This is a genomic window from Janthinobacterium aestuarii (assembly GCF_051380835.1).
Classification (GTDB): domain Bacteria; phylum Pseudomonadota; class Gammaproteobacteria; order Burkholderiales; family Burkholderiaceae_D; genus Janthinobacterium; species Janthinobacterium aestuarii.
In genome coordinates this window covers 681289-702676 of sequence record NZ_JBNYXU010000001.1, presented here as the reverse complement: position 1 = coordinate 702676, position 21388 = coordinate 681289, and the positions used below count along the sequence as shown (strand labels likewise).

General features: G+C 64.4%; 19 protein-coding genes and 2 tRNA genes. 15 read left to right on the top strand and 6 right to left on the bottom strand.

The window, feature by feature from the left end; translation table 11 throughout:
* Positions 1-5 precede the first annotated feature (5 nt).
* From ACQ4WO_RS03175 to ACQ4WO_RS03155, 5 genes are all read left to right on the top strand, one after another.
* Positions 6-377 carry a COG4315 family predicted lipoprotein gene (locus ACQ4WO_RS03175; RefSeq protein ID WP_436480197.1) on the top strand — a complete coding sequence of 124 codons (372 nt, stop codon included), beginning with the start codon at positions 6-8 and terminating at the stop codon, positions 375-377.
* A 21-nt stretch (positions 378-398) separates the two neighbouring features.
* A complete protein-coding gene (locus tag ACQ4WO_RS03170) occupies positions 399-926 on the top strand; it encodes an RNA polymerase sigma factor (protein ID WP_436480196.1) in 528 nt (175 codons plus the stop codon).
* Entirely contained in the window at positions 923-1705 is a 783-nt protein-coding gene (locus tag ACQ4WO_RS03165) for an anti-sigma factor family protein (RefSeq protein ID WP_436480195.1), read from the top strand. Before ACQ4WO_RS03170 ends, ACQ4WO_RS03165 begins: the two co-directional genes overlap by 4 nt.
* A gap of 149 nt (positions 1706-1854) precedes the next feature.
* The gene (locus ACQ4WO_RS03160; protein ID WP_436480194.1) at positions 1855-2331 is read left to right on the top strand and encodes a (2Fe-2S)-binding protein; all 477 of its coding nucleotides are present in this window, start codon (positions 1855-1857) and stop codon (positions 2329-2331) included.
* Positions 2328-4634 (top strand): xanthine dehydrogenase family protein molybdopterin-binding subunit, encoded by a 2307-nt coding sequence (locus tag ACQ4WO_RS03155; protein WP_436480192.1) that lies wholly within the window; start codon positions 2328-2330, stop codon positions 4632-4634. Before ACQ4WO_RS03160 ends, ACQ4WO_RS03155 begins: the two co-directional genes overlap by 4 nt.
* On the opposite strand, the gene ACQ4WO_RS03150 is transcribed toward ACQ4WO_RS03155, so the two are convergent.
* Positions 4631-5824: an MFS transporter gene (locus tag ACQ4WO_RS03150; protein WP_436480191.1), complete on the bottom strand. Its 1194-nt coding sequence runs from the start codon at positions 5822-5824 to the stop codon at positions 4631-4633. The two genes, ACQ4WO_RS03155 and ACQ4WO_RS03150, sit on opposite strands and share 4 nt — an antisense overlap.
* A 110-nt stretch (positions 5825-5934) precedes the next feature.
* Between ACQ4WO_RS03150 and ACQ4WO_RS03145 the strand changes: the two genes are divergently transcribed.
* Positions 5935-6723: a helix-turn-helix transcriptional regulator gene (locus ACQ4WO_RS03145; RefSeq protein ID WP_436480190.1), complete on the top strand. Its 789-nt coding sequence runs from the start codon at positions 5935-5937 to the stop codon at positions 6721-6723.
* A 70-nt stretch (positions 6724-6793) separates the two neighbouring features.
* Here ACQ4WO_RS03145 and ACQ4WO_RS03140 read toward each other — a convergent pair.
* Both ACQ4WO_RS03140 and ACQ4WO_RS03135 read right to left on the bottom strand, forming a co-directional pair.
* A tRNA-Met gene (locus ACQ4WO_RS03140) sits at positions 6794-6870 on the bottom strand.
* A gap of 129 nt (positions 6871-6999) precedes the next feature.
* Positions 7000-7076: transfer RNA gene (locus ACQ4WO_RS03135), tRNA-Met, on the bottom strand.
* A 186-nt stretch (positions 7077-7262) separates the two neighbouring features.
* Between ACQ4WO_RS03135 and ACQ4WO_RS03130 the strand changes: the two genes are divergently transcribed.
* The 3 genes from ACQ4WO_RS03130 to ACQ4WO_RS03120 are packed head-to-tail and all read left to right on the top strand — an operon-like array spanning position 7263 to position 9346.
* The gene (locus tag ACQ4WO_RS03130; RefSeq protein WP_034747557.1) at positions 7263-7841 is read left to right on the top strand and encodes an NUDIX hydrolase; all 579 of its coding nucleotides are present in this window, start codon (positions 7263-7265) and stop codon (positions 7839-7841) included.
* A gap of 11 nt (positions 7842-7852) precedes the next feature.
* Positions 7853-8569 carry a leucyl/phenylalanyl-tRNA--protein transferase gene (gene aat / locus ACQ4WO_RS03125; RefSeq protein WP_139092322.1) on the top strand — a complete coding sequence of 239 codons (717 nt, stop codon included), beginning with the start codon at positions 7853-7855 and terminating at the stop codon, positions 8567-8569.
* Between the two features lie 54 nt (positions 8570-8623).
* Positions 8624-9346, top strand: a complete 723-nt coding sequence (locus tag ACQ4WO_RS03120; protein ID WP_436480189.1) for an arginyltransferase — start codon at positions 8624-8626, stop codon at positions 9344-9346.
* A gap of 124 nt (positions 9347-9470) precedes the next feature.
* On the opposite strand, the gene ACQ4WO_RS03115 is transcribed toward ACQ4WO_RS03120, so the two are convergent.
* Positions 9471-12782 (bottom strand): S41 family peptidase, encoded by a 3312-nt coding sequence (locus tag ACQ4WO_RS03115; RefSeq protein ID WP_436480188.1) that lies wholly within the window; start codon positions 12780-12782, stop codon positions 9471-9473.
* Between the two features lie 204 nt (positions 12783-12986).
* Between ACQ4WO_RS03115 and ACQ4WO_RS03110 the strand changes: the two genes are divergently transcribed.
* From ACQ4WO_RS03110 to ACQ4WO_RS03100, 3 genes are all read left to right on the top strand, one after another.
* Positions 12987-14036, top strand: coding sequence for a quinone-dependent dihydroorotate dehydrogenase (locus ACQ4WO_RS03110; RefSeq protein WP_436480187.1), 1050 nt, complete (start codon positions 12987-12989; stop codon positions 14034-14036).
* Positions 14036-15082, top strand: coding sequence for an aldo/keto reductase (locus ACQ4WO_RS03105; RefSeq protein ID WP_436480635.1), 1047 nt, complete (start codon positions 14036-14038; stop codon positions 15080-15082). The genes ACQ4WO_RS03110 and ACQ4WO_RS03105 overlap by 1 nt, the downstream gene beginning before the upstream one ends.
* 296 nt (positions 15083-15378) lie before the next feature.
* Positions 15379-17802, top strand: a complete 2424-nt coding sequence (locus tag ACQ4WO_RS03100; RefSeq protein ID WP_436480186.1) for a TonB-dependent receptor plug domain-containing protein — start codon at positions 15379-15381, stop codon at positions 17800-17802.
* Between the two features lie 84 nt (positions 17803-17886).
* Here ACQ4WO_RS03100 and ACQ4WO_RS03095 read toward each other — a convergent pair whose 3' ends face one another.
* The gene (locus tag ACQ4WO_RS03095) at positions 17887-18444 is read right to left on the bottom strand and encodes a PEPxxWA-CTERM sorting domain-containing protein (RefSeq protein WP_436480184.1); all 558 of its coding nucleotides are present in this window, start codon (positions 18442-18444) and stop codon (positions 17887-17889) included.
* 389 nt (positions 18445-18833) lie between these two features.
* Here ACQ4WO_RS03095 and ACQ4WO_RS03090 point away from each other — a divergent pair, with 389 nt between their 5' ends.
* The 3 genes from ACQ4WO_RS03090 (at position 18834) to ACQ4WO_RS03080 (ending at position 20449) form a co-directional block, all read left to right on the top strand.
* The gene (locus tag ACQ4WO_RS03090) at positions 18834-19412 is read left to right on the top strand and encodes a hemerythrin domain-containing protein (RefSeq protein ID WP_436480183.1); all 579 of its coding nucleotides are present in this window, start codon (positions 18834-18836) and stop codon (positions 19410-19412) included.
* 75 nt (positions 19413-19487) lie between these two features.
* Positions 19488-20099 carry an immunity protein Imm33 domain-containing protein gene (locus ACQ4WO_RS03085; protein ID WP_436480182.1) on the top strand — a complete coding sequence of 204 codons (612 nt, stop codon included), beginning with the start codon at positions 19488-19490 and terminating at the stop codon, positions 20097-20099.
* Complete coding sequence (locus ACQ4WO_RS03080; protein WP_436480181.1) at positions 20096-20449, top strand: MmcQ/YjbR family DNA-binding protein; 354 nt, start codon at positions 20096-20098, stop codon at positions 20447-20449. The genes ACQ4WO_RS03085 and ACQ4WO_RS03080 overlap by 4 nt, the downstream gene beginning before the upstream one ends.
* Here the strand turns inward: ACQ4WO_RS03080 and ACQ4WO_RS03075 are convergent.
* The gene (locus tag ACQ4WO_RS03075) at positions 20446-21378 is read right to left on the bottom strand and encodes a CysB family HTH-type transcriptional regulator (protein WP_070301441.1); all 933 of its coding nucleotides are present in this window, start codon (positions 21376-21378) and stop codon (positions 20446-20448) included. The two genes, ACQ4WO_RS03080 and ACQ4WO_RS03075, sit on opposite strands and share 4 nt — an antisense overlap.
* Positions 21379-21388: the final 10 nt, after the last annotated feature.

Here is a 21388-nt window from a genome sequence, read left to right as displayed (position 1 = left end):
CCATCATGCGCTTCACCACTATCGCCGCCACCGCCCTGTTCACCGCCTTGTGCGCCCCGCTGGCGTTCGCCGCCGACGTCATGCCCGCCAATGGCATGCTGGTCAACGCCAGCGGCATGACCGTGTACGTGTTCGACAAGGATGTCGCCGACAGCGGCAAGAGCGCCTGCAGCGGCGGCTGCCTGGTGGCCTGGCCCGCCGTCATCGCCACCGAAGCGGCGCCCGCCGCCCCGTATGGCAGCATCAAGCGCGAAGACAACGGCGCCATGCAGCTGACCTACAAGGGCAAACCCCTGTATCTGTACAAGGAAGACAAGAAGCCGGGCGACGTGGCCGGCGACAATTTCAAGAACGTGTGGCACGTCGTCAAGCCGTAAGCAGCCCTTCCCGCCGCCACGATGACCACGCAAGAGGACAGCCGCCAGCTGCAAGCGTGCCTGCCCGGCCTGCGCCGCTATGCGCGCGCGCTGGTGGGCGCCTTGCACGCGGACGACCTGGTGCAGGACACCGTGGAGCGGGCCTGGCGCAAGCTCGATCAGCGGCAGCGCGGCGGCGAGATGCGGCCCTGGCTGTTCTCCATCATGCACAACCTGCACGTGGATCAATTGCGCCGTCCCGGCCTGGCGCTGCAGGAACTCGACGACGACGCTCTGCTGCCCGCGCCCGAGCGCACGCCGGGGCAGGCCATCGCCATCGGCGAAATGGATGCGGCGCTGGCCCGCTTGCCGCTGGGGCAGCGTGAAGTGATCCTGCTCGTCGCGCTCGAACAGATGCCGTACGAGCAGGTGGCGGCTACCCTGGGCATCCCCGTCGGCACCGTGATGTCGCGTTTGTCGCGCGGGCGCGACAAGCTGCGTACCCTGCTCGATGGCCGCCCCGCCGGCAGCGAGGGCAGCGGCCTACCCTCCCTGAAAGTCGTGAAATGACAACGCAAGCCATCAGCGAAGCGCAATTGCACGCCCTGGCCGACGGCGTCCTGCCCGAGGAACAGCGCGCGGCCATCGACGCCCACCTGCGCGCGCATCCCGACGATGCCGCCAGAGTCGACGCCTGGCGCGAACAGAACCGGCAATTGCGCGCCCTGTTCGATCCCGTGCTGGACGAAGCCGTGCCGCCAGCGCTGCTGCAAGCGACATCGCCAGCGGCGGCGAACGGCACCTGGCAGCGCCCCGCCATGCAGGCGGCAGCGGCCGTCGTGCTGGTGCTTGCCGGCGGCATGGGCGGCTGGCTGCTGCGCGGCGATGGCGCGACAGCCAGCGCCAGCCCGATCTCCCTGGCGCGCAGTGCCGCCATCGCCCATGCCGTCTACACGCCCGAAGTGCGCCACCCCGTCGAGGTGGGCGTGGAACAGGAAGCGCATCTGATGCAATGGCTGTCGAAACGCCTGGGCAGCAAATTGCAGCCGCCCGCGCTGTCGCCGCTCGGTTATCACTTGATCGGCGGGCGCCTGCTGCCCGGCGATGGCGACGGCCCCGTGGCGCAATTCATGTATGAAGATGGCGGCGGCAAACGCCTGACCCTGTACGTGGCGAAAGAACGGGCCGGCAGGCAGGAAACGGCTTTCCGCTACACGCAAGAGCAGGATTTGAGCGTGTTTTACTGGATCGATGGCCAACTCGGTTATGCCCTCTCGGCGAACCTGCCCAAACAGGAACTGGGCAAGATCGCCGACGCCGTGTACGCGCAGCTGGAACAGCCGCGCTGAATCAGGTCGGCATGAAAGCAGCCGGTGGCCGCCACCGGACCGATGCCCTGCAGCGCAGGGCGGCTGATGCTACCATCCTATACTGATGAGCTAATCCGTTTGGCGGATGGCCGTCGCGCGTCCCGCACCATCCCCACCAAGGAATACACATGACGACCCTAACCATCAATGGCAAACAGCACGAGCTTGCCCTGCCTGAAGACACGCCACTGCTGTGGGCCTTGCGCGACGAACTGGGCATGACCGGCACCAAATTCGGTTGCGGCATGGCCCTGTGCGGCGCCTGCACCGTGCACCTCGATGGCGAAGCCATCCGCTCCTGCGTGACGCCGATGTCGGCCGCCGCCGGCAAGAAGATCACCACCATCGAAGCCGTGGGCGAAGACAAGGTCGGCCTGGCGCTGCAGCAAGCGTGGCAGGAACACGGCGTGCCCCAATGCGGCTACTGTCAGGCCGGGCAGATCATGTCAGCCACGGCCCTGCTGCACAAGACGCCCAAGCCGAACGACCAGCAAATCCGCGAAGCGATGAGCGGCAATATCTGCCGCTGCGGCACCTACACGCGCATCCATGCAGCCATCAAGCAGGCCTCGGCCAGCATCAACGCAAAAGGAGCGGCCAAATGAGCATCCATGACACTCCCGCCGTCCATTCGCCTGCGCGGCGCAACTGGCTCAAGGCCGCCGGCGCGCTGGCCGGTCTGACTTTGGTGGCCGGCCCTTCCGGCCTCGTGATGGCGGCCGACGCCGTTAAATACGGGGGCGACAAGATGGCCGGCGGCGTAGTGGACGACACACTGGTCTTCCTGTCGGTGGCCGCCGACGGTATCGTCACCATTGTTGTGCACCGCTCCGAAATGGGCCAGGGCATCCGCACCAGCCTGCCCATGGTGGCGGCCGACGAACTGGGCGCCGACTGGGCGCAGGTGCGCGTGCGGCAGGCGCCCGCCGACGAAGCGCGCTACGGCAGCCAGGATACGGACGGTTCGCGCAGCATGCGCCACTCGTTCCGCGCCATGCGCCACGTGGGCGCCACGGCGCGCCTGATGCTGGAAACGGCGGCCGCCGTGCGCTGGGACGTGCCGGTCACCGAGGTCAAAGCCGTCAATCATGGCGTCGTGCATGCGGCCAGCGGACGTTCGCTGTCGTTCGGCGCGCTGGCCGAGGAAGCGGCCAAATTGCCGGTGCCGCCGCGCGCGCGCATCAGCCTGAAAACGGCGGACGAGCTGCGCTACATCGGCCAGACCAGCACGCGCGGCATCGACCTGCGCGACATCGTCACGGGCAATACCCACTTCGGCATCGACACGCGCCTCGATGGCATGGCGTATGCCGTCATCGCCCGTCCGCCCGTCTTCGGCGGCAAGCTGAAAAGCGTGGACAAGACGGCGGCCCTGAAGGTGCAGGGTGTGCTGCGCATAGTCGAACTGGCGGGCAGCCCGCCGCCGGCCATGTTCAATCCGCTGGGCGGCGTGGCCGTCATCGCGCGTAACACCTGGGCCGCCATCAAGGGCCGCGAAGCGCTGGTGCTGGAATGGGAAGATGGCCCGAACGGCGATTACGACTCAAAAGCCTTCCGCAAGACCCTGGAAGCGGCCGTGCGCCAGCCGGCCAGCCCGGCGCGCGACCAGGGCAAGACGGTGGCCACCCTGGCCGCCGCTCCCGCCGCGCGCAAACTCAGCGCCGAATACTATCTGCCCCACCTGGCCCATGCCACCATGGAGCCGCCCGCCGCCACCGTGCGCATCGCCGGCGGCAAGGCCGAAGTGTGGGCCTGCGTGCAGGCGCCGCAAGCGACGCGCAGCAACGTGGCCAAGGCCCTGGGCTTGTCGTACGACGACGTGACCGTCCACGTGACCCTGCTCGGCGGCGGCTTCGGGCGCAAATCGAAACCCGATTTCGCCGTCGAGGCGGCGCTGCTGTCGAAAGCCATGGATGGCGCGCCCGTCAAGCTGACGTGGACGCGCGACGACGACCTGCAGCACGACTACCTGCACACGGTGTCCGTCGAACGGCTGGAAGCGTCGCTCGATACGAAAGGCATGCCGACGGCCTGGCTGCACCGCACGGCCGCCCCCACCATCACCTCGACCTTTGCCGCCGGCGCGAACAAGCAGGCGCCGTTCGAGCTGGGCATGTCGGCCATCAACGTGCCGTTTGCCATCGCGAACATCCGCGTCGAAGTGCCCGAAGTGCCGGCCCATACGCGCATCGGCTGGTTCCGTTCCGTGTCGAACATCCCGCACGCGTTTGCCATCCAGTCGTTCACGGCCGAACTGGCCCACGCGGCAAAAAAGGATCACCGCGACTACCTGCTGGCGCTCTTGGGTCCCGCGCGCAAAATCAATCCGGCCGACCTGTCCGACGGCTGGAACTATGGCGAAGACCCGGCGAAGTATCCGGTCGATATCGGCCGCATGCGCCACGTGATCGAGCTGGCGACAGCCAAGGCGGGCTGGGGCCGCAAGCTGCCCAAGGGACGGGGGCTGGGCCTGGCCGTGTCCTACAGTTTCGTCACCTATGTGGCGGCCGTGATCGAAGTGGAGATCAATGCGGCCGGCGAAGTCATCGTGCCGAGGGTCGACATCGCCATGGATTGCGGCCCGCAGATCAACCCGGACCGCGTGCGCTCGCAAATCGAGGGCGCCTGCATCATGGGCCTGTCGCTGGCCATGAGCGGCGAGATCAGCTTTAAAAATGGCAGGGTCGAGCAAAGCAATTTCCACGACTACGCCGTGCTGCGCGCCGCCGACGCGCCGCGCGTGATCCACACGCACCTGGTGCCGGGCACCCTGGACATGGAACTCGGCGGCGTGGGCGAACCGGCCACGCCGCCCATCGCCCCGGCCCTGTGCAACGCCATCTTCGCCGCCACGGGCAAGCGCATCCGCGCCCTGCCCGTGGGCATGCAGCTGGCGAAAAAGGCTTAAGTCCGCCGCGCGGCTGGCCACTGCAGCAGCAGCGCCGCGGTGGCGACCAAGGCGGCGCCGGCCGCCAGCAGCCACATCGGCCAGTTGAGCAGGAGCAGTAGCCCGCCCATGGCGGCGCCGATGGCGCTGCCCAGGTAGAGCGCCGATTCGTTGAGGGCGATGGCCAGGTTGCCGTCGCCCTGCCGCGCACGCACGGCCAGCAGCTGCTGGTTTTGCGGCACTTGCAGGGCCCAGCCAGCCGCGCCCCACAGCGCGATCGGCGCCAGCATCAGCCAGGCCGACCAGCGGGCCGCCAGCGGCAGCGCGCACAAGGCCAGCGCCAGCAGCAGCAAGATGAGCCAGGTCAGTTTCGGCGCCGCCACCTTGTCCGCCCATGGCCCGACCAGCACGCTGCCCACGATCCCTCCCACGCCCCACGCCCACAGGAAGGGTGTGGCGGACATCGCCGCCCCCTGCGCGGACCACGCCAGCAGCGGCGCAATAAACGTGTACATGCCCAGGCTGGCGATGGCCGCCAGCAAGGACACGAGCAAGACGGACAGCACCTGACCATCGGCCAGCAAGGCCAGCTTGCGCCGCAGAGAAATCGCCGGTGCCGCCGGCAGCGCGGGCAGCTGCCACAGCAAGCCCGCCAGCGCCAACCCGCCGAGGATGGCGACCAGCCACAAGGCCGCCGTCCAGCCCAGCTGCTGCGCCAGCAGCAAGCTCAATGGCACGCCCAGCACCGTGCCGCCCGCCATGCCGCCCATGATCACGCCGATGGCCTTGCCCCGCTGCTGCGGCGCCGACACGCCCGCCGCCGCCGCGATACCGAGCGCCAGGTAGACGCCCGCACCGATGCCGGCAATGGCGCGCCATGCCAGCAGGCTGCTGAAACCGGACGCCAGCGCGCTGGCCCCATTCGCCAGCACGAACACGGCCAACGCGGTCAAGAGGCCCGAGCGCTGCGCGCGCGCCGGCAGCAAGGCCACGGCCAAGGGCGAGCCAAGGCCATAGGCCAGGGTGAACGCCGTCACCAGTTGCGCGGCCATCGCCAGCGAGATGGAAAACGCGCCGGCGATCATCGGCATCAGGCCCGCCGTCACATACGACGCCATGCCCAGCGCGAACGCGCCCACGGCGATCAGGTAGACGGTGGCGGGAAGCGCGGTAGTGTCAACTGCGGGGGCGCTGCGGAAAGAGTCGGACATGGGCAAGCCTTCGGAAAGAAAGCAGGCATTCTGGAATACAATATAAACAATTACAATTTAACTGTTTATGCTATTACTGATAGCAACAGGCTTACCGGAAAGACAGTACCATGCGCACTTTGCAACGCACCCGCCACGAACTGGCCGCCTACCTGCAGGCGCGGCGCGCGCGCCTGTCGCCGGAAGACGTGGGCTTGCCCGGCGGAGGACGGCGGCGCACGCCCGGCTTGCGCCGCGAAGAAGTGGCGGCGCTGGCCGGCGTGGGGCTGACCTGGTACACCTGGCTGGAACAAGGGCGCGACATCGGCGTCTCGAGCGCCTTTCTCGACAAGCTGGCCGAAGTGCTGAGACTGGACGCGGCAGAACGCCGCCACCTGTTCCTGCTCGCACATGCGCGCCCGCCGGCCGAAGAGGGCAAGACGTTTTGCGTGGTGCCGCCGCTGGTGCGCCGCCTGATGCACGAGCTGGCGCATCCGGCCTATGTGCTCAACTTGCGCTGGGACGTGCTGGCGTTCAATGCGGGCGCGGACGCGCTGTTCGGCTTCGGCGCGCATGCCGCCTCGCGCCGCAATCTGCTGTGGCTGCTGTTTACCGACCCGCTGCTGCGCTCACGCTTCACGGCCTGGGAAGAGCAAGCGCCGCTGATGCTGTCGAGCTTTCGCCGCGACTACGCGCGCGCCACGCAGGAAGCGGACATCCACGCGCTGGTGGAAGAACTGGAAAAAGTCTCGCCCGAATTCAAGCTGTGGTGGCGCCGCCACGACGTGCATGCGCCGTGTGCAGGCGTGCGCCAGCTGACAATCGACGGCGAGCAGGTCGCGTATGAGCACACCTCGCTGACCATCGATGCGGACCGCCACTTGCGACTGGTCGTGTATGCGCGCCAGGCGCCGGAGTAAACGGGGTGCACCACGGAGCGCACAACGAAAAAACCGCTGGCCCTCTTGCGAGGAACCAGCGGCTTCGAATTGGTTGCGGGGACAGGATTTGAACCTGTGACCTTCGGGTTATGAGCCCGACGAGCTGCCAGACTGCTCCACCCCGCAGGCGAATTATATACCAGTTTGCTGCACTGCGGGGAGCTAATCGCGGCAGCGAGCTGGAAGAGCTGCGTGGGCGGCTTGAGAATGAAAAAAGCCGCTGATCTTTTGCAAGAATCAGCGGCTTTCCGGTATTGGTTGCGGGGACAGGATTTGAACCTGTGACCTTCGGGTTATGAGCCCGACGAGCTGCCAGACTGCTCCACCCCGCACAAGAATTATAAGGGCAAACGGGTGGCTTAGGCAATAGCTATCTCAAATTCAACCGTAATAGACCAATCTAATGGATGCGCGGGCGACATGACCAGCTGCCAATCGTGCCTGCGCAGCTCGCCACGCGGCACGCAATCGGTGTACAGTAAGCGTTACACCAGACACCCATTTTCCTAAGCCTGCCCATGAAATTCTGCTCCGAATGCGCCCATCCTGTCAGCCTGTCCATTCCGGAAGGCGACAACCGTCCGCGCTATGTGTGCGCCAACTGCGACGCCATCCATTACCAGAACCCGAAAATGGTGGTCGGCTCGATTCCCGTCTGGGAAGAAGATGGCCAGCTGCAGGTCTTGCTGTGCAAGCGGGCCATCGAGCCGCGCCTCGGTTACTGGACGCTGCCGGCCGGCTTCATGGAAAACGATGAAACGACGTCCGACGCGGCCGAACGCGAAACGGTGGAGGAAGCGGGCGCGAATATCGAACTGGGCCCCCTGTTCTCGCTGCTGAACGTGCAGCGCGTGCACCAGGTGCACCTGTTCTACCTGGCGCGTTTGCGCGACCTCGATTTCGCGCCGGGCATCGAAAGCCTGGACGTGCAACTGTTTACGGAAGCGCAGATTCCCTGGGATGACCTGGCCTTCCCCACCATCCGCGCCACCCTGGAACTGTTCTTTGCCGACCGCGTGAAAATCCGCGAAGGTGGCAGCTACGGCGTCCATACGGGCGACATCACGCGCCCGATGGCCCGCGCGGATGCAGAATAAGCAACCGCCGCATGATTCCCTGGCTCGACATCCACACCCCGTTCCCCGACGTCTCGCACGCCCTGACCGACGAGGCGCCCGGCCTGCTGGCGGCCGGCGCCGACCTGTCGCCCGCGCGCCTGCTCGACGCTTACCGGCGCGGCATCTTCCCCTGGTTTTCCGAAGGCCAGCCCATACTGTGGTGGAGCACCGATCCGCGCATGGTACTGATGACGGAGGACTTCAAGGTGTCCGACAGCCTGGCCAAGGCGATCCGCAAGGTCGAGCGCAGCGCCGCCACGGATGGGCGCTGGCAGCTGCGCTTCGACGGCGATTTCGAGGCCGTCATGCGCGCCTGCGCGGCGCCGCGCAAGGATGGCCCGGGAACCTGGATTTCGGACGAAATCATCGCCGGCTACACGGGCTTGCACAAGCTGGGCTACGCGCATTCCTCGGAACTGTGGTTTGACGGTGAACTGGTGGGCGGCGCGTATGGCGTGTCGATCGGCCGCATGTTCTATGGCGAATCGATGTTCGCCCGCGTTTCCGATGGCTCGAAGATCGCGCTGGCCCACCTCGTACGGTTTTTGCAGGCGCGCGGCGTGGCCATGATTGACTGTCAGCAAGAAACAAAACACCTGGCCTCGCTGGGCGCGGCGCCCATTTCGCGCGCGCGCTTCCTGGCCCATGTAAGGGTCGCCATTGAAGCAGCGCAAATCACCGATTGGCATGCTGCGCCACCGGCGTAAAAAAGCTATGATAGCTCAAGGCACACCGCCGCGGACAGACCAGACAGGATCAGCATGACGCACCTGAACGAACTACCGTTTGCCACCCTGCAGTTCTATACGACGGCACCGTACCCGTGCAGCTACCTGGACGACCGCCAGGCCCGCTCGCAGGTGGCCACGCCTTCGCACCTGATCAACAGCGACGTGTATTCGGAACTGGTGCGCAACGGCTTTCGCCGCAGCGGCATTTTTACCTACCGCCCGTATTGCGACGGCTGCCAGGCCTGCATCCCCGTGCGCGTGGTGACGGGCGAGTTCACGCCCAACCGCAACCAGCGCCGCGCCTGGAGCAGGCACGCCGGCCTGCAGGCGGGCGTGGCCACGCTGTCCTTCCTCGACGAACACTACGAGCTGTATCTGCGCTACCAGAGCACGCGCCACGCGGGCGGCGGCATGGACCAGGACAGCCGCGACCAGTACGCGCAATTCCTGCTGCAAAGCCGGGTCAACACGCGCCTGGTGGAATTTCGCGACCCCGACGGCATCCTGCGCATGGTCAGCATCATCGACGTGCTGGCCGATGGCCTGTCGTCCGTCTACACTTTTTTTGACCCGGACGTACCGGGCGCCTCGTACGGCACCTACAACGTACTGTGGCAAATCGCCCAGGCGCGCGAGCTGGGGCTGCCGTATGTGTATCTCGGCTACTGGATCGAACAGAGCCCGAAGATGGCTTATAAAATCAATTTCAAGCCGCTGGAAGCGAGGATCAAAGGACAGTGGGTGGTGATGTAAAACCAAGCGCATGTCGGTGGGAGGGCAGTTGGCAGGTCGGATTAGCGCGCAAGCGCGTAATCCGACACCACCGGCGGCGCCAACAATATTGTCGGATTACGCTCCGCTAATCCGACCTACTCTTTCACTTGCTCTTGTCCGGAAACGCCGGACGCTTGGGCAACACGGGCGGGTTCTTCGCCAGCTCGGCCTGGATCACCTCGATCGCTTTTTCCAGCTGCGGATCGCGGCCGGCGATGACGTCGGCCGGCGTTTGCTCGACTTCGATATCGGGCGGCACACCTTCGTTTTCCACGCCCCAGCCGTTCTCTCGCGTCCAGAACGCCAGGTTTGGCGCCGTGATGAAGCCCCCATCCATCAGCACGGGGAAGCCGAGTACGCCCACCAGGCCGCCCCACGTGGCCTTGCCGATCAGCGGACCCATGTTATTTTTGCGGAACATCCACGGCAGCAGGTCGCCGCCCGAACCGGCCGTCTCGTCGATCAGCATGGCGCGCGGACCCTGGATCGACGCGGACGGCGTCTTCATGTCGGCGCCGTAGCGCATGGTCCACCAGGCGATTTCCTTCTTCTGCAGGATCTCGATGTAGTAATCGGCCACGCTGCCGCCGCCATTGAAACGCTCGTCGACGATGATGGCCTGCTTGTCCGCCTGCGGGAAGAAATAGCGCTTGAAGTAGGTGTGGCCCAGGCCCGCCGTATTGGGCACGTACACGTAGGCCACCTTCCCGCCCGTGGCCGCATTGACCTTGCGCATATTGCCTTCGATCCAGTCGCGGTTGCGCAAGGCATCCTCGGTGGGCACGGGCACCACGGTGATCGTGCGCGCGCCCTTGCCGTCGGCCGACGGGCCGACGGTCAGGTCGATGGCCTTGCCGGCCGTGTTCTCGAAGGCGCTGTACAAGTTGGTGGGCGGCGCCAGCGGGCGGCTGTCGACGGCCAGCAGGTATTCGCCCGCCTTGACGTTCAGGCCCGGCTCCGTCAGCGGCGCGCGCAGGGCCGGATTCCAGTTCAAGCCGCCATACACTTTCTTGAAGCGATAATGACCATCGCTCACGTCATAGTCGGCGCCCAGGAGTCCCCCCGGCACCTTCTTCGCCTCGATAAAATCGTCGCCGCCACCACCGCGGTGATGGCCCACGGCCAGTTCGCTGCACATCCACTGGATCAGGCGGTTCAGGTCGGCGCGGCTCGACAGCTCGGGCAGGAACACGGCGTACTTGTCGCGCATGGCCTTCCAGTCCACGCCATGCATGCCCGGATCATAGAAATAATCGCGGTTGATGCGCCATACCTCGTTGAAAATCTGCGTCCATTCGGCGCGCGGATCGGCTTTTACTTCGATGGCGTCGACCTTGATCTTGCCCTCGCCCGGCATCAGCAGCTTGCCCGTGCTTGACCCCATGGCCCAGTTGTCCTTCTGGCGGTACAGCAGCTTCTTGCCGTCGGCCGACACTTCGAAATCGTCGGCTTCGGCCACCACGGTTTCCGCCTTGCGCTCCTTCAGATCGAAGCGCTGCACGGCCTTCTTGCCATCGCTTTCGCGCAGCAAAAAGATCTGCCCGGCGGCCCCGGCGGCCAGACTGGAAAACTGCGCGGCCGGCAGCGGCAAGTCGACGATGCGCGTGGCGATGCCGTCGAAATCGATGCTGATCGGCGCCACGGGCGCCACGGCCACTTTCGGATCGTCGCGGCCCGTCTTCGGATCGATCTTCGGTTCAGTCTTCGGCTCCGCTTCCGCCTTCACCGTGTCTTTTTTACTCTCCGTGCTGGCGGCCTTTTCCTCGTCGCTTTCCTTGATCAGGGGCGACGGCAAGTCGCGCCGCAACACGGCCATCCACACGGTGCGCGTCACCAGATTGTCTTCGTTCTGCTGCGAGAACCAGTTGTTGCTGGGGCCCGCATTCGTCGACGCGAAGAAGTACAGGTATTTGCCGCTCTTGTCGAACACAGGTTCGGCCACGTCGGAGAGGCCATCGGTCACCGGCATCGACTTGTTCTGCTCGACGGAATAGATGTAGGCGCTGCGCGTGTAGGTGGGCGAATTGAGCGTGTAGGCCAGCCAGCGCGAATCGGGCGCCCATGAGGCGCGCATGCTCTTGTCGACGCCATACATCGGTTCCGTGGCGACCTTCTGCACCTTGCCCGTGCCGACGTCGATCACATACATGCTCCAGCCATTGTCGGCAAACGCGATCTTCCTGCTGTCAGGCGACCAGACGGCATTGTCATAGAAGCCGCTGCCATTGAGCTTGAACTTGCGCACGGCGCCCTTGCCATCCTGCGCCCGCACATGCAGTTCATACTCGCCCGACTCGTCCGAGAAATATGCGACCGAGCGGCCATCGGGCGACCAGATCGGCGTGCGCTCGTGGGCGCCGGCAGTCTGCGTCAGGTTGCGCACGTCGCCCTTGTCGGCGGGGATGGTGACGATCTCGCCCCGGTACTCGAAGGCGATGCGCGCGCCCGATGGCGAGATCGACGCGTCGCGGATGTATTTCGCGTTCTTGACCCAGCGTGGGCGCGCCTGTCCCAGGTCGCTGGCCACGGCGATGGTCAGCTTGTGCGCCTGGCCGCTAGCCAAATCCAGGCTATGCAGATAGCCGGCCTGCTCGTAGACGATGGTGCCGTTCGCTGCCGACGCGTTCAGCACGGGGAAATCCGCATGTTGCGTCAGCTGGCGCACGGCCTTGGTTTTCACGTCGTAGGCAAACAGATTGAATTCGCCATTGCGGTCGGAGCGGAAGTAGACGGTGTCGCCTATCCACATCGGATCGACGTCGTTCGAGCGCGTCGTCGGCTGCGGGATTTTTTCAATCGACTTGTCACTGGACGAGAAGAGCCACAGCCAGGAATTGGTGCCGCCCCGGTAGCGCTTCCACTGCTTGAAGGCGGGCGCCAGCGGGTTGTACGCGATGCGCTTGCCATCAGGCGAATACGTGGCGCGCGACGCATTCGGAATTTCCAGCTGCGTTTCCACGCCGCCCGCCACGGGCACCGTAAACAGCTTCTGGAAGCGGTTGTTGAAGGCGGCGCGGGGCGAGGTAAACATCACGGCCTGGCCATCGGGCGTGAACGACTGCGCCAGGTCCGCGCCCGGATGGAAGGTCAGACGGCGCGGCACGCCGCCGGCCGCCGCGATCACATACACGTCGACATTGCCGTCGATATTCGCGCTATACGCGATCAGGCTGCCGTCGGGCGAAAACACGGGATTGGACTTGTCGCCCAGGTCGGAGGTCAGGCGCCGCGCGCCGCCGCCATCGAGGTTGGACAGCCACAAATCGCCCGCATAGATGAAGGCGATGTGGCGGCTGGAGACGGCCGGTTCGCTCAGCATGCGGGTGTCTTGCGTATTGGGCAGGGCCAGGGCCGGGTGGCTCAGCAGCAGTGCGCTGGCGGCCGCGATGGCCGTCAAGATGCGTGTCTTTTTCAATCGATGTCTCGCTTATGAAGTCAACAGAACAGAGAAAAAACAGAAAGGTCCGCGGCCCAATGCAAATTATGAATGAATCAATGTTGCTTTAGACCAAAGAGAACTATACACCCGGCAGCCGCGCGGAACACGGTAAAATACGGCACTTATTTCGCGCGCCGCCAGCCCTTCCCGGCGGCCCGCACACCTACTCAAAGCGCCCCCATGTCTGAAAAATTCCTGTACTCCCTCGCCCGCCCGCTGCTGTTCTCGATGGATGCCGAAGCGGCCCATCATCTGACCCTGCCCGCCCTGAAACGCGCCAGCGCGCTGGGCCTGACGAAGCTGGCCGGCAAACCGGCGGCGGATCCGCGCACGGTGATGGGCATCACCTTCCCCAATCCCGTGGGCCTGGCCGCTGGCCTGGACAAGGATGGCGCCTACATCGACGCGCTGGCCGACCTGGGTTTTGGTTCCATCGAAGTGGGCACCGTCACGCCGCGCGCACAGGCGGGCAATCCGAAACCGCGCATGTTCCGCCTGCCGCAGGCGCAGGGCATCATCAACCGCATGGGCTTCAACAATGGCGGCGTGGACGCGTTTGTGGCCAACGTGCAGGCGTCGAAGTTCTACCAGGACCGCGCCGGCGTGCTGGGTCTGAACATCGGCAAGAACGCCGACACGCCCATCGAGCGGGCGGCCGACGACTACCTGCTGTGCCTGGAAAAAGTCTACCCGTATGCCAGCTATGTGACGGTGAACATCTCGTCGCCGAACACGAAAAACCTGCGCCAGCTGCAGGGCGCGTCCGAACTCGACGCCCTGCTGTCGCAGCTCAAGGAAGCCCAGGCGCGCCTGGCGGACAAGCACAAGCGCTACGTGCCGCTGGCCCTGAAAATCGCGCCGGACATGGATGGCGAACAGGTGAAAAGCATCGCCGAGTCGCTCACGCGCCACCAGATCGACGGCGTCATCGCCACCAACACGACCCTGTCGCGCAGCGCCGTCGAAGGCATGCCACACGGCGCCGAAGCGGGCGGCCTGTCGGGCGCGCCCGTGTTCGAGCTGTCGAACAATGTCATCCGCTTGCTGAAGGCGGAACTGGGCGACGCCTTGCCCATCATCGGCGTGGGCGGCATCATGCAGGGCCTGGACGCCGTGGCCAAGTTCGAGGCGGGCGCGCAGCTGGTGCAGCTGTACAGCGGCCTGATTTACGCGGGCCCCGCGCTGATCAAGGATTGCGCCCGCGCGCTGCGCGGCAAGCAGGCGAAATGATCAACAAGGTCAAGCTGGGTTCCAGCAGCCTGGAAGTGAGCACAGTCTGCCTGGGCACGATGACCTTCGGCGAGCAGAATAGCGAAGCCGAAGCGCACAGCCAGCTCGATTACGCGCTCGAACGGGGCATCAACTTCATCGACACGGCCGAGATGTATCCGGTGATGGCCAGCGCGCAAACGCAGGGCAGCACCGAGCGATACATCGGCAGCTGGCTGAAGAAAAGCGGCAAGCGCGGCCAGATCGTGCTGGCCAGCAAGGTGGCCGGGCCGAACTCGCGCATGCACTGGATACGCAATGGCAAGACGGACCACGACGCGGTCAACATCCGTGCCGCCGTAGAGGACAGCCTGCGCCGGCTGCAGACAGAGCATATCGACCTGTACCAGTTGCACTGGCCCAGCCGCAACCTGCCCATCTTCGGCGCCAGCGTGTACGACCCGCGCAAGGAACACGCGTCGGTCGCCATCGAAGACACCCTGGCCGTGCTGGGCAAGCTGGTCGACGAAGGCAAGATCGGCCACATCGGCGTGTCGAACGAATCGTCGTGGGGCGTGTGCGAAGTCATCAAGCAGGCCGAGCTGAAGGGCTTGCCGCGCATCGCCTCGATCCAGAACCTGTACAACCTGACGGCGCGCCATTTCGAGACGAGCTTGCTCGACGAAACCTGTCACCGGGAAAATGTCAGCTTGCTGGCCTACAGCCCGCTGGCGTTCGGCCAGCTGACGGCGAAATACCTCGACGATCCGCAAGCCAGGGGCCGCCTGACGATTTTCCCGCCCGGCTGGAGTCCACGCTACGTGCGCCCCGCTACCATCGGGGCAGCGCGCCAGTATGCGGCGCTGGCCCGCGCGCACGGCCTGACGCCGGCGCAGCTGGCGCTGGCCTGGTGCTACTCGCGCTGGTTCGTGGCCTCGACCATCATCGGCGCCACCAGCGTGGCGCAGTTGCAGCAAAATATCGACGCCCATCAAGTCAGCCTGTCGCCAGAACTGGTAGCGGCCGTCGACGCCATCCACGCCAGCCTGCCCAACCCCGGGCAGTAAGCGCCCTCCGTCTGGCGGCGCAGGCCGCCGCCAGACTCCCCACTCTCATCGCAACTAGTCGTATTTATACAACAGCTGGCAATTTACTGCTGTGCAGCATTGCGGCCTTGCCATGCCCGGTCGTATGCTGGAAACGAGGCCATATGCGCTACTCGCGCCATGTTGACGTCTTTCAGATATTTATTGCATATCGATAGACAGAACGATTCGTAAGCACGCCGCGTGCCCACTGTTAATCTGATTGCATCATCGGACCGCCATGGTCCGCGCAACCACCAACCGAAGAGATATCGTCGATGAGTTCAAGCACCGCCCGTTCCCAGCTTCCCGCCCTCCCCGTCAAAACCGTTATCGCCGCCAGCCTGGTCGCCTGCTTCAGCCTGCCGATGCAGGCGCAAGCGCAGCAAGAACTGCCGGCCGAAGGCGAATTGCAATCGGTGGTGGTGACCGGCACCTTCGCCAAGAACCGCCGCACCATCGATTCCGAATCGCCGATCGACATTCTCACATCGCGCGACCTGCAAAGCACGGGTTCGGGCGAGTTGGCGACCGTGCTGGCGCGCCTGCTGCCATCGCTGAACTTTGCCCGCGCCACAGGCGCCGACGCCAGCGACGCCGTGCGTCCCGCCCAGCTGCGCGGCCTGTCGCCCGACCAGACCCTGGTGCTGGTGAACGGCAAGCGCCGCTACACGTCGGCCGTCGTCAACGTCAACGGTTCGCTGGGCCGCGGCTCGGCGCCCGTCGACCTGAACGCCATCCCGCTGGCCGCCATCGACCACGTGGAAGTGCTGCGCGATGGCGCGGCGGCCCAGTACGGTTCCGACGCGATCGCCGGCGTGATCAACATCATCCTGAAAAAAGGCGCGGCCGGCGGCGACGTCGAGGTAGGCTACGGCCAGACGCAGGAACGCGACGGCAAGCAAAAATCCATCAAGGGCTCGGCCGGCTTCGCGCTCGGCGACGACGGCTGGGTGCGTGTCTCGGCGGAAGTAGCGGAACGCGATCCGACCAACCGCGCCGGCGCCGACTTCCGCAATCCGCTGGAGCCGCGCTACGGCAAGATCAACCAGCGCTATGGCGATCCGGAAAGCAAGCCGGCAACGATTTTCCTCAACAGCGAATACCGCATCAACGACAACATCGACTGGTACGCCTTCGGCAACTATGGCAAGCGCGACACGTCGGCCGCCGCCACCTGGCGCACGGCGCTGATCGCGGACCCGAATAATTCGAAGCAGTTCATCCAGCGTACGCCGCTGTTCCCGGAAGGCTTCTTGCCGCTGCAAAACAGCACCCTGACGGACCAGTCCATCGTCACGGGCTTGCGCGGCGAGGCGGCCGGCTGGCGCTGGGATGCCAGCCTGAATTACGGCAGCAACAAGTTCGAACTGGACCTCGACAACACGGTCAACCAGTCGCTGGGCGCGAACAGCCCCACGCATTTCTATGCCGGCTCGCTGAAAAACGAACAGACCGTATTCAACCTCGATGCGGCGCGCGAATTTCCCGTCTCTTACTTTACGGGCCCGCTGACGGTAGCCGTCGGCGCCGAAGCGCGTCGTGAAAAGTACAGCATCGGTGCTGGCGACGAAGCGTCGTACACGGGCGGCGGCTCGCAAGGCTTTGCCGGCTTCCGTCCTGCCAACGCGGGCAGCCATTCGCGCCACAACGAGTCGATCTATGTCAACCTGGAAGCGGAAGCGACGAAGAAACTGTCGGGCGGCGTGGCCCTGCGCCATGAGCGCTACAGCGATTTCGGCAGCACCACCTCGGCCAAGGGTTCTGCGCGCTATGCGTTCACGGACGCCCTGTCCCTGCGCGGCACGGTGTCGAGCGGCTTCCGCGCGCCATCGCTGGCGCAGCAGTACTACACCATCACGACGACCAACTTCCAGGTCGTCAACGGCGTCAACACGCCGATCGAAACGGGCACTTTCGCCGTCAACACGCCACAGGCGCGCGCCCTCGGTGCACAGGATCTGAAACCGGAAAAGGCCCGCAACTACAGCCTGGGCCTGCAGTTCCAGCCTAACCGCAACTTCACGACGACAGTGGATGCCTACCGCATCGACATCGACAACCGCATCCTGTTCTCGGCCAATCTGGTCCTCAACAATGCCTTGAAAAGCGTCCTGGCCGCGCAAGGCACGCCTGTGGGCTCGGGACGCTATTTCACCAACGCCGTCGATACGCGCACGGAAGGCGTGGACATCGTCAGCACCTACCGCATCGACCTGGAGGACAAGGACCGTCTCGACCTCACCGTGGCGTACAACCACAACAAGAGCAAGGTTCAGAAAATCGCCGACAACCCGGCCATCCTGACGGCCAACAACCTGAAACTGATCGACCGCCAGAGCATCGACCGCATCACGGTGGCGTCGCCGAAGGACAAGTTCAGCCTGGCCGCCGACTATGGCTTCGGCATCTGGAATGCGCACGGCGTCGTGACGCGCTACGGCAGCTTCACCGTGCCGCAGAACGACGTCAAGCTGGACCAGACGTACGACCCGCAATGGGTGCTGGACGTGTCCGGTTCCGTGAAACTGGGCAAGAACTGGCGCCTCGTGGCCGGCATCGACAACGTGACCAACCGCTACCCGGCGCAAGTGACGAGCGCGGGCAACCTGAACGTCAACGGCACCCAGCCCTACAGCATCTTCGCGCCGAACGGTTTCAACGGCCGCTACTACTACGCCAAGGCTGGCTATAGCTGGTAAATAACGCTCTGCCATGCAAAAAGCCCGGAACGCAAGATGCGTTTCCGGGCTTTTTCATGTCTTGCGCCCGCAGGCGCATCAGGCTCAGGCGCGGCGGCGGCGCGCGGCAAAACCGACCAGGCCCAGACCCAGCAGCAGCATGCCGTAGGTCGCTGGCTCAGGCACTGCCGAGACCGAGTTGAACGCGCGGAAATTGCTCAGGCCACGCGGCAGGTTGCTCAGGCTGAAAACCGTATTGGCGGCCAACGGCGTGTCCCAGTGGAACAACAGTTCGCCACGGCCATAATGCACGGCCAAGTAGTCAAAGCTGGAGTTGACGGTGAACGAACCGGATTTGCTGCTGGCTATGTCGCCCTGGGCGGCCAGGACCAGCGAGCCGGTGCCGCTCGATGGCAGACCGAATTTGCTGCTGACCAAACTCTGGATGGCGGCCGCACTTTGCGCGCCGGATGGGTTGGCGCCGTCATAGACCCAGACCGAATCCGCTGCCACGCTGCCGTAGGTGACGGTCTTGCTGCCCACCGCGAAGCCGCTCATGGCCGGATCGGTGATTTCCACCCAGCTCGCAGCCTGGGACAATGGCGCCAGGCAAGCCGAGACAGCAAGGCAGAGACCCAGTACGGCACGTTTAGTCATATTCATAGTTTCCCCTATTGAGACATTTCAAAAATTACAATGTTATTTATAGTTTTATTACATTTCCTTGCGATTGGACAAAAGATATCATTCAGGAAATCAAAATGCAATAAAAGAAACATCTTCAGCCATTGAAAATTTCAATCGGTCTCATGCATTGATTACATGAGCCCGCTTTGCGCAGTGGCATGCTTCGCACACCTGGGCCGTGAAATTGGCGGGCGGACTGAAGTGTTGTTAATTCACACAGACGCAGGCACCGTTCAGGCAAGCCCGGCCGACGTTATCGCACGCCGTCTTGCGCCAGCGCAGACAAGCGCCATTCTTCCAGCCGGGCGGCCCGTCGCCGCGCCCTATCATGCATGTTCCTGCCGACATCCATCACGGAGCACGCCATGCTGACTTTAAGCAAATTGAGTCCCTCCATCACCGACATGATCCGCTTCGACCACAGTCACGTGCTGCTGGCCTTTCACCAGTACACCACCAGCAAAAAGCCTGCCGTCAAAAAAGCGCTGGCCGAAACCATCTGCAGCGCACTGGACATCCACGCGCAGCTGGAAGAGGAAATTTTCTATCCCCAGATGCGCCAGCTGGACGGCGACGCCACGGTACGCCAGAAAAGCGTGCCCGAGCACCAGGAAATGCGCCGCCTGATCGCCGAATTGCGCGCAACCGATGCGGCGACCACGCGCCATGACGCCCTGTTGCTGGAAATGATGCGCGGCGTGCTGCACCATGTGGCCGATGAAGAAACCGTGCTGCTGCCGGAAGCCGAGACGCAGCTGACAGCAAGACGCTTGAGCGAGCTGGGCGCACAGATGACACAACGCCGCATGGCCCTGGTCAAGCCGCAAGCGGGCAAGATCGCCGCCAATACGCTGATCGGTTTTTCCAGCAGCACCGCCGCCTGGGTCATGGGCGCAGCCGGCGTGCTGGTGGCGGCCAGGCTGTTTGCCCGCAAAACGGCCTGAGCTGGCCTAGCGAGTAGCCAGGCCGGCGGGCAATCAGCTACCATGGGAGCTCTTCGACTCCGATGACGAACCACCATGCCCAGCTGGCACCTGGCCGACGCCGCCGAACTGGCGGCGCGCCACCCCTATACTTTTTATAAATCACCGCCCGAGGCCATCGCCCAAGTGCGCCCCGGCGAGGTGGTCAAGCTGATCTTCGCCTTCCACAGCGACGACCCGCAAGCGCCGGGCGCCGAGCGCATGTGGGTGCTGGTCGATACGGTCGAGCCGCATGGGCACTTCACCGGCAAGCTCGACAACATGCCAGGCTACATCGCCGATTTGCAGGCCAAAGACCCCGTCGCCTTCGCGGCATGCCACATCATCAATACGCAGCACGACGATGACGATAACCTCGTCAACCGCTACGCGGGCCTGTGCTTCGTGACGAAAAAAGTGCTGGAAGACGGCGCGCCCGTCGGCTATCTGTACCGCGAGGAGCCGGACAACGACGACGACAGCGGCTGGCGCTTCACGGCCAACGACGAGAGCGACGACTACATGAACGACAGCGCCAACGTGGCCCTCGTGTCGCTGGGCGCCGTGCTCAGCGTGGACGACCGTTTTATTACACTACTGGATGCGCCCGCCGGATCGGCCTATGCCTTCGATCACAACACGCAACAATTCATGGCGGTTGACGAATGACAACAGATGAACTGAAGGATTTTTGCACGGCCCTGCCCGGCGCACAAGCCGTGCTGTATGGCCCGCCGTCGAACATCCTCGTGTGTGAAATAAGCGGCAAGAAATTTGCCTATTTCAAGACCAGCGCACCGGAACAGTGGCGCTTCAGCCTACGGGTCAGCGCCGAGCGCTTTATCGAACTGACGGACATGCCCGGCGTGAAACCGGCCCGCTACATGGGCCGTTTTCACTGGGTGACCATCGTCGACGTGGCGCGCTTCCCCACCGATTACCTGGCGGAACTGGTGCAAGATAGCTACGCGCGCGCCGTGGCCAGCCTGACACGCGCGCAAAGGGCGGCCATCGTCTAGAGGGCTTCCTCTCCCGCCATGGCGCGGTCGATGTCTTCGCGCGTCAGGTCCGGCGCCAGCTGCAGGATGAACTCGTAGGCGTAGGCGCGCAGGTAGGCGCCGCGCCGCACGGCCAGGCGCGTCGTGTTGGTGGCGAACAGGTGCGACGCTTCCACCGCCCGCAAGCCCTTGTCGCGGCCATGATCGAAGGCCATCGAAGCCACGATGCCCACGCCCAGGCCCAGCGCCACGTACTGTTTGATGACGTCCGAATCCATGGCCGTCAAAATGATGTCGGTCGTCACGCCCGCCTTGGCGAACGCATCATCGATATGACCGCGTCCCGTGAACCCCTTGTCGTAGGTAATCAACGGATATTTCGCCAGGTCTTCCAGGCGGATCGGCGAGTGCTCGAGCAGCGGGTGGCCGTCCGGCACGACGATCAGATGGCTCCAGCGGTAGCACGGGAACGACACGAGGTCGGGGAACTGGCTCAAGCCTTCCGTGGCGATGCCGATATCGGTCTTGCCCGACAACACCCATTCCGCGATATGCTCGGGCGCGCTTTGCTGCAGAGCGATGCGCACCTCGGGGAAGGCGGCGCGGAAACCCTGCACCACTTTCGGCAACGCATAGCGCGCCTGCGTGTGCGTGGCCGCCACGGATAACGTCCCGCTGGTCTGGCCGCTGTATTCGAGGCTGGCCTGCTGCAGGTTTTCCGCCTCGATCAACAGGCGGTCGACGATCTTCAGGATGCCTTTTCCCGGCTCGGTCAAGCCCGTCAAACGCTTGCCGTTGCGCTCGAAAATCACCACGCCCAGCTCGTCCTCGAGTTCCCGGATTTGCCGGCTTACGCCCGGCTGCGACGTGAACAGGGCGTTGGCCACTTCCGTCAGGTTATAGCCGCGGCGGGCCGCTTCGCGGATCGAACGCAGTTGTTGAAAATTCATAGTGTTCCAG

Coding starts and splice junctions, on each gene's coding strand:
- ACQ4WO_RS03175 (WP_436480197.1), top strand. CDS start 6: ATGCGCTTCACCACTATCGCCGCCACCGCCCTGTTCACCGCCTTGTGC.
- ACQ4WO_RS03170 (WP_436480196.1), top strand. CDS start 399: ATGACCACGCAAGAGGACAGCCGCCAGCTGCAAGCGTGCCTGCCCGGC.
- ACQ4WO_RS03165 (WP_436480195.1), top strand. CDS start 923: ATGACAACGCAAGCCATCAGCGAAGCGCAATTGCACGCCCTGGCCGAC.
- ACQ4WO_RS03160 (WP_436480194.1), top strand. CDS start 1,855: ATGACGACCCTAACCATCAATGGCAAACAGCACGAGCTTGCCCTGCCT.
- ACQ4WO_RS03155 (WP_436480192.1), top strand. CDS start 2,328: ATGAGCATCCATGACACTCCCGCCGTCCATTCGCCTGCGCGGCGCAAC.
- ACQ4WO_RS03150 (WP_436480191.1), bottom strand. CDS start 5,824: ATGTCCGACTCTTTCCGCAGCGCCCCCGCAGTTGACACTACCGCGCTT.
- ACQ4WO_RS03145 (WP_436480190.1), top strand. CDS start 5,935: ATGCGCACTTTGCAACGCACCCGCCACGAACTGGCCGCCTACCTGCAG.
- ACQ4WO_RS03130 (WP_034747557.1), top strand. CDS start 7,263: ATGAAATTCTGCTCCGAATGCGCCCATCCTGTCAGCCTGTCCATTCCG.
- aat (WP_139092322.1), top strand. CDS start 7,853: ATGATTCCCTGGCTCGACATCCACACCCCGTTCCCCGACGTCTCGCAC.
- ACQ4WO_RS03120 (WP_436480189.1), top strand. CDS start 8,624: ATGACGCACCTGAACGAACTACCGTTTGCCACCCTGCAGTTCTATACG.
- ACQ4WO_RS03110 (WP_436480187.1), top strand. CDS start 12,987: ATGTCTGAAAAATTCCTGTACTCCCTCGCCCGCCCGCTGCTGTTCTCG.
- ACQ4WO_RS03100 (WP_436480186.1), top strand. CDS start 15,379: ATGAGTTCAAGCACCGCCCGTTCCCAGCTTCCCGCCCTCCCCGTCAAA.
- ACQ4WO_RS03095 (WP_436480184.1), bottom strand. CDS start 18,444: ATGAATATGACTAAACGTGCCGTACTGGGTCTCTGCCTTGCTGTCTCG.
- ACQ4WO_RS03090 (WP_436480183.1), top strand. CDS start 18,834: ATGCTGACTTTAAGCAAATTGAGTCCCTCCATCACCGACATGATCCGC.
- ACQ4WO_RS03085 (WP_436480182.1), top strand. CDS start 19,488: ATGCCCAGCTGGCACCTGGCCGACGCCGCCGAACTGGCGGCGCGCCAC.
- ACQ4WO_RS03080 (WP_436480181.1), top strand. CDS start 20,096: ATGACAACAGATGAACTGAAGGATTTTTGCACGGCCCTGCCCGGCGCA.
- ACQ4WO_RS03075 (WP_070301441.1), bottom strand. CDS start 21,378: ATGAATTTTCAACAACTGCGTTCGATCCGCGAAGCGGCCCGCCGCGGC.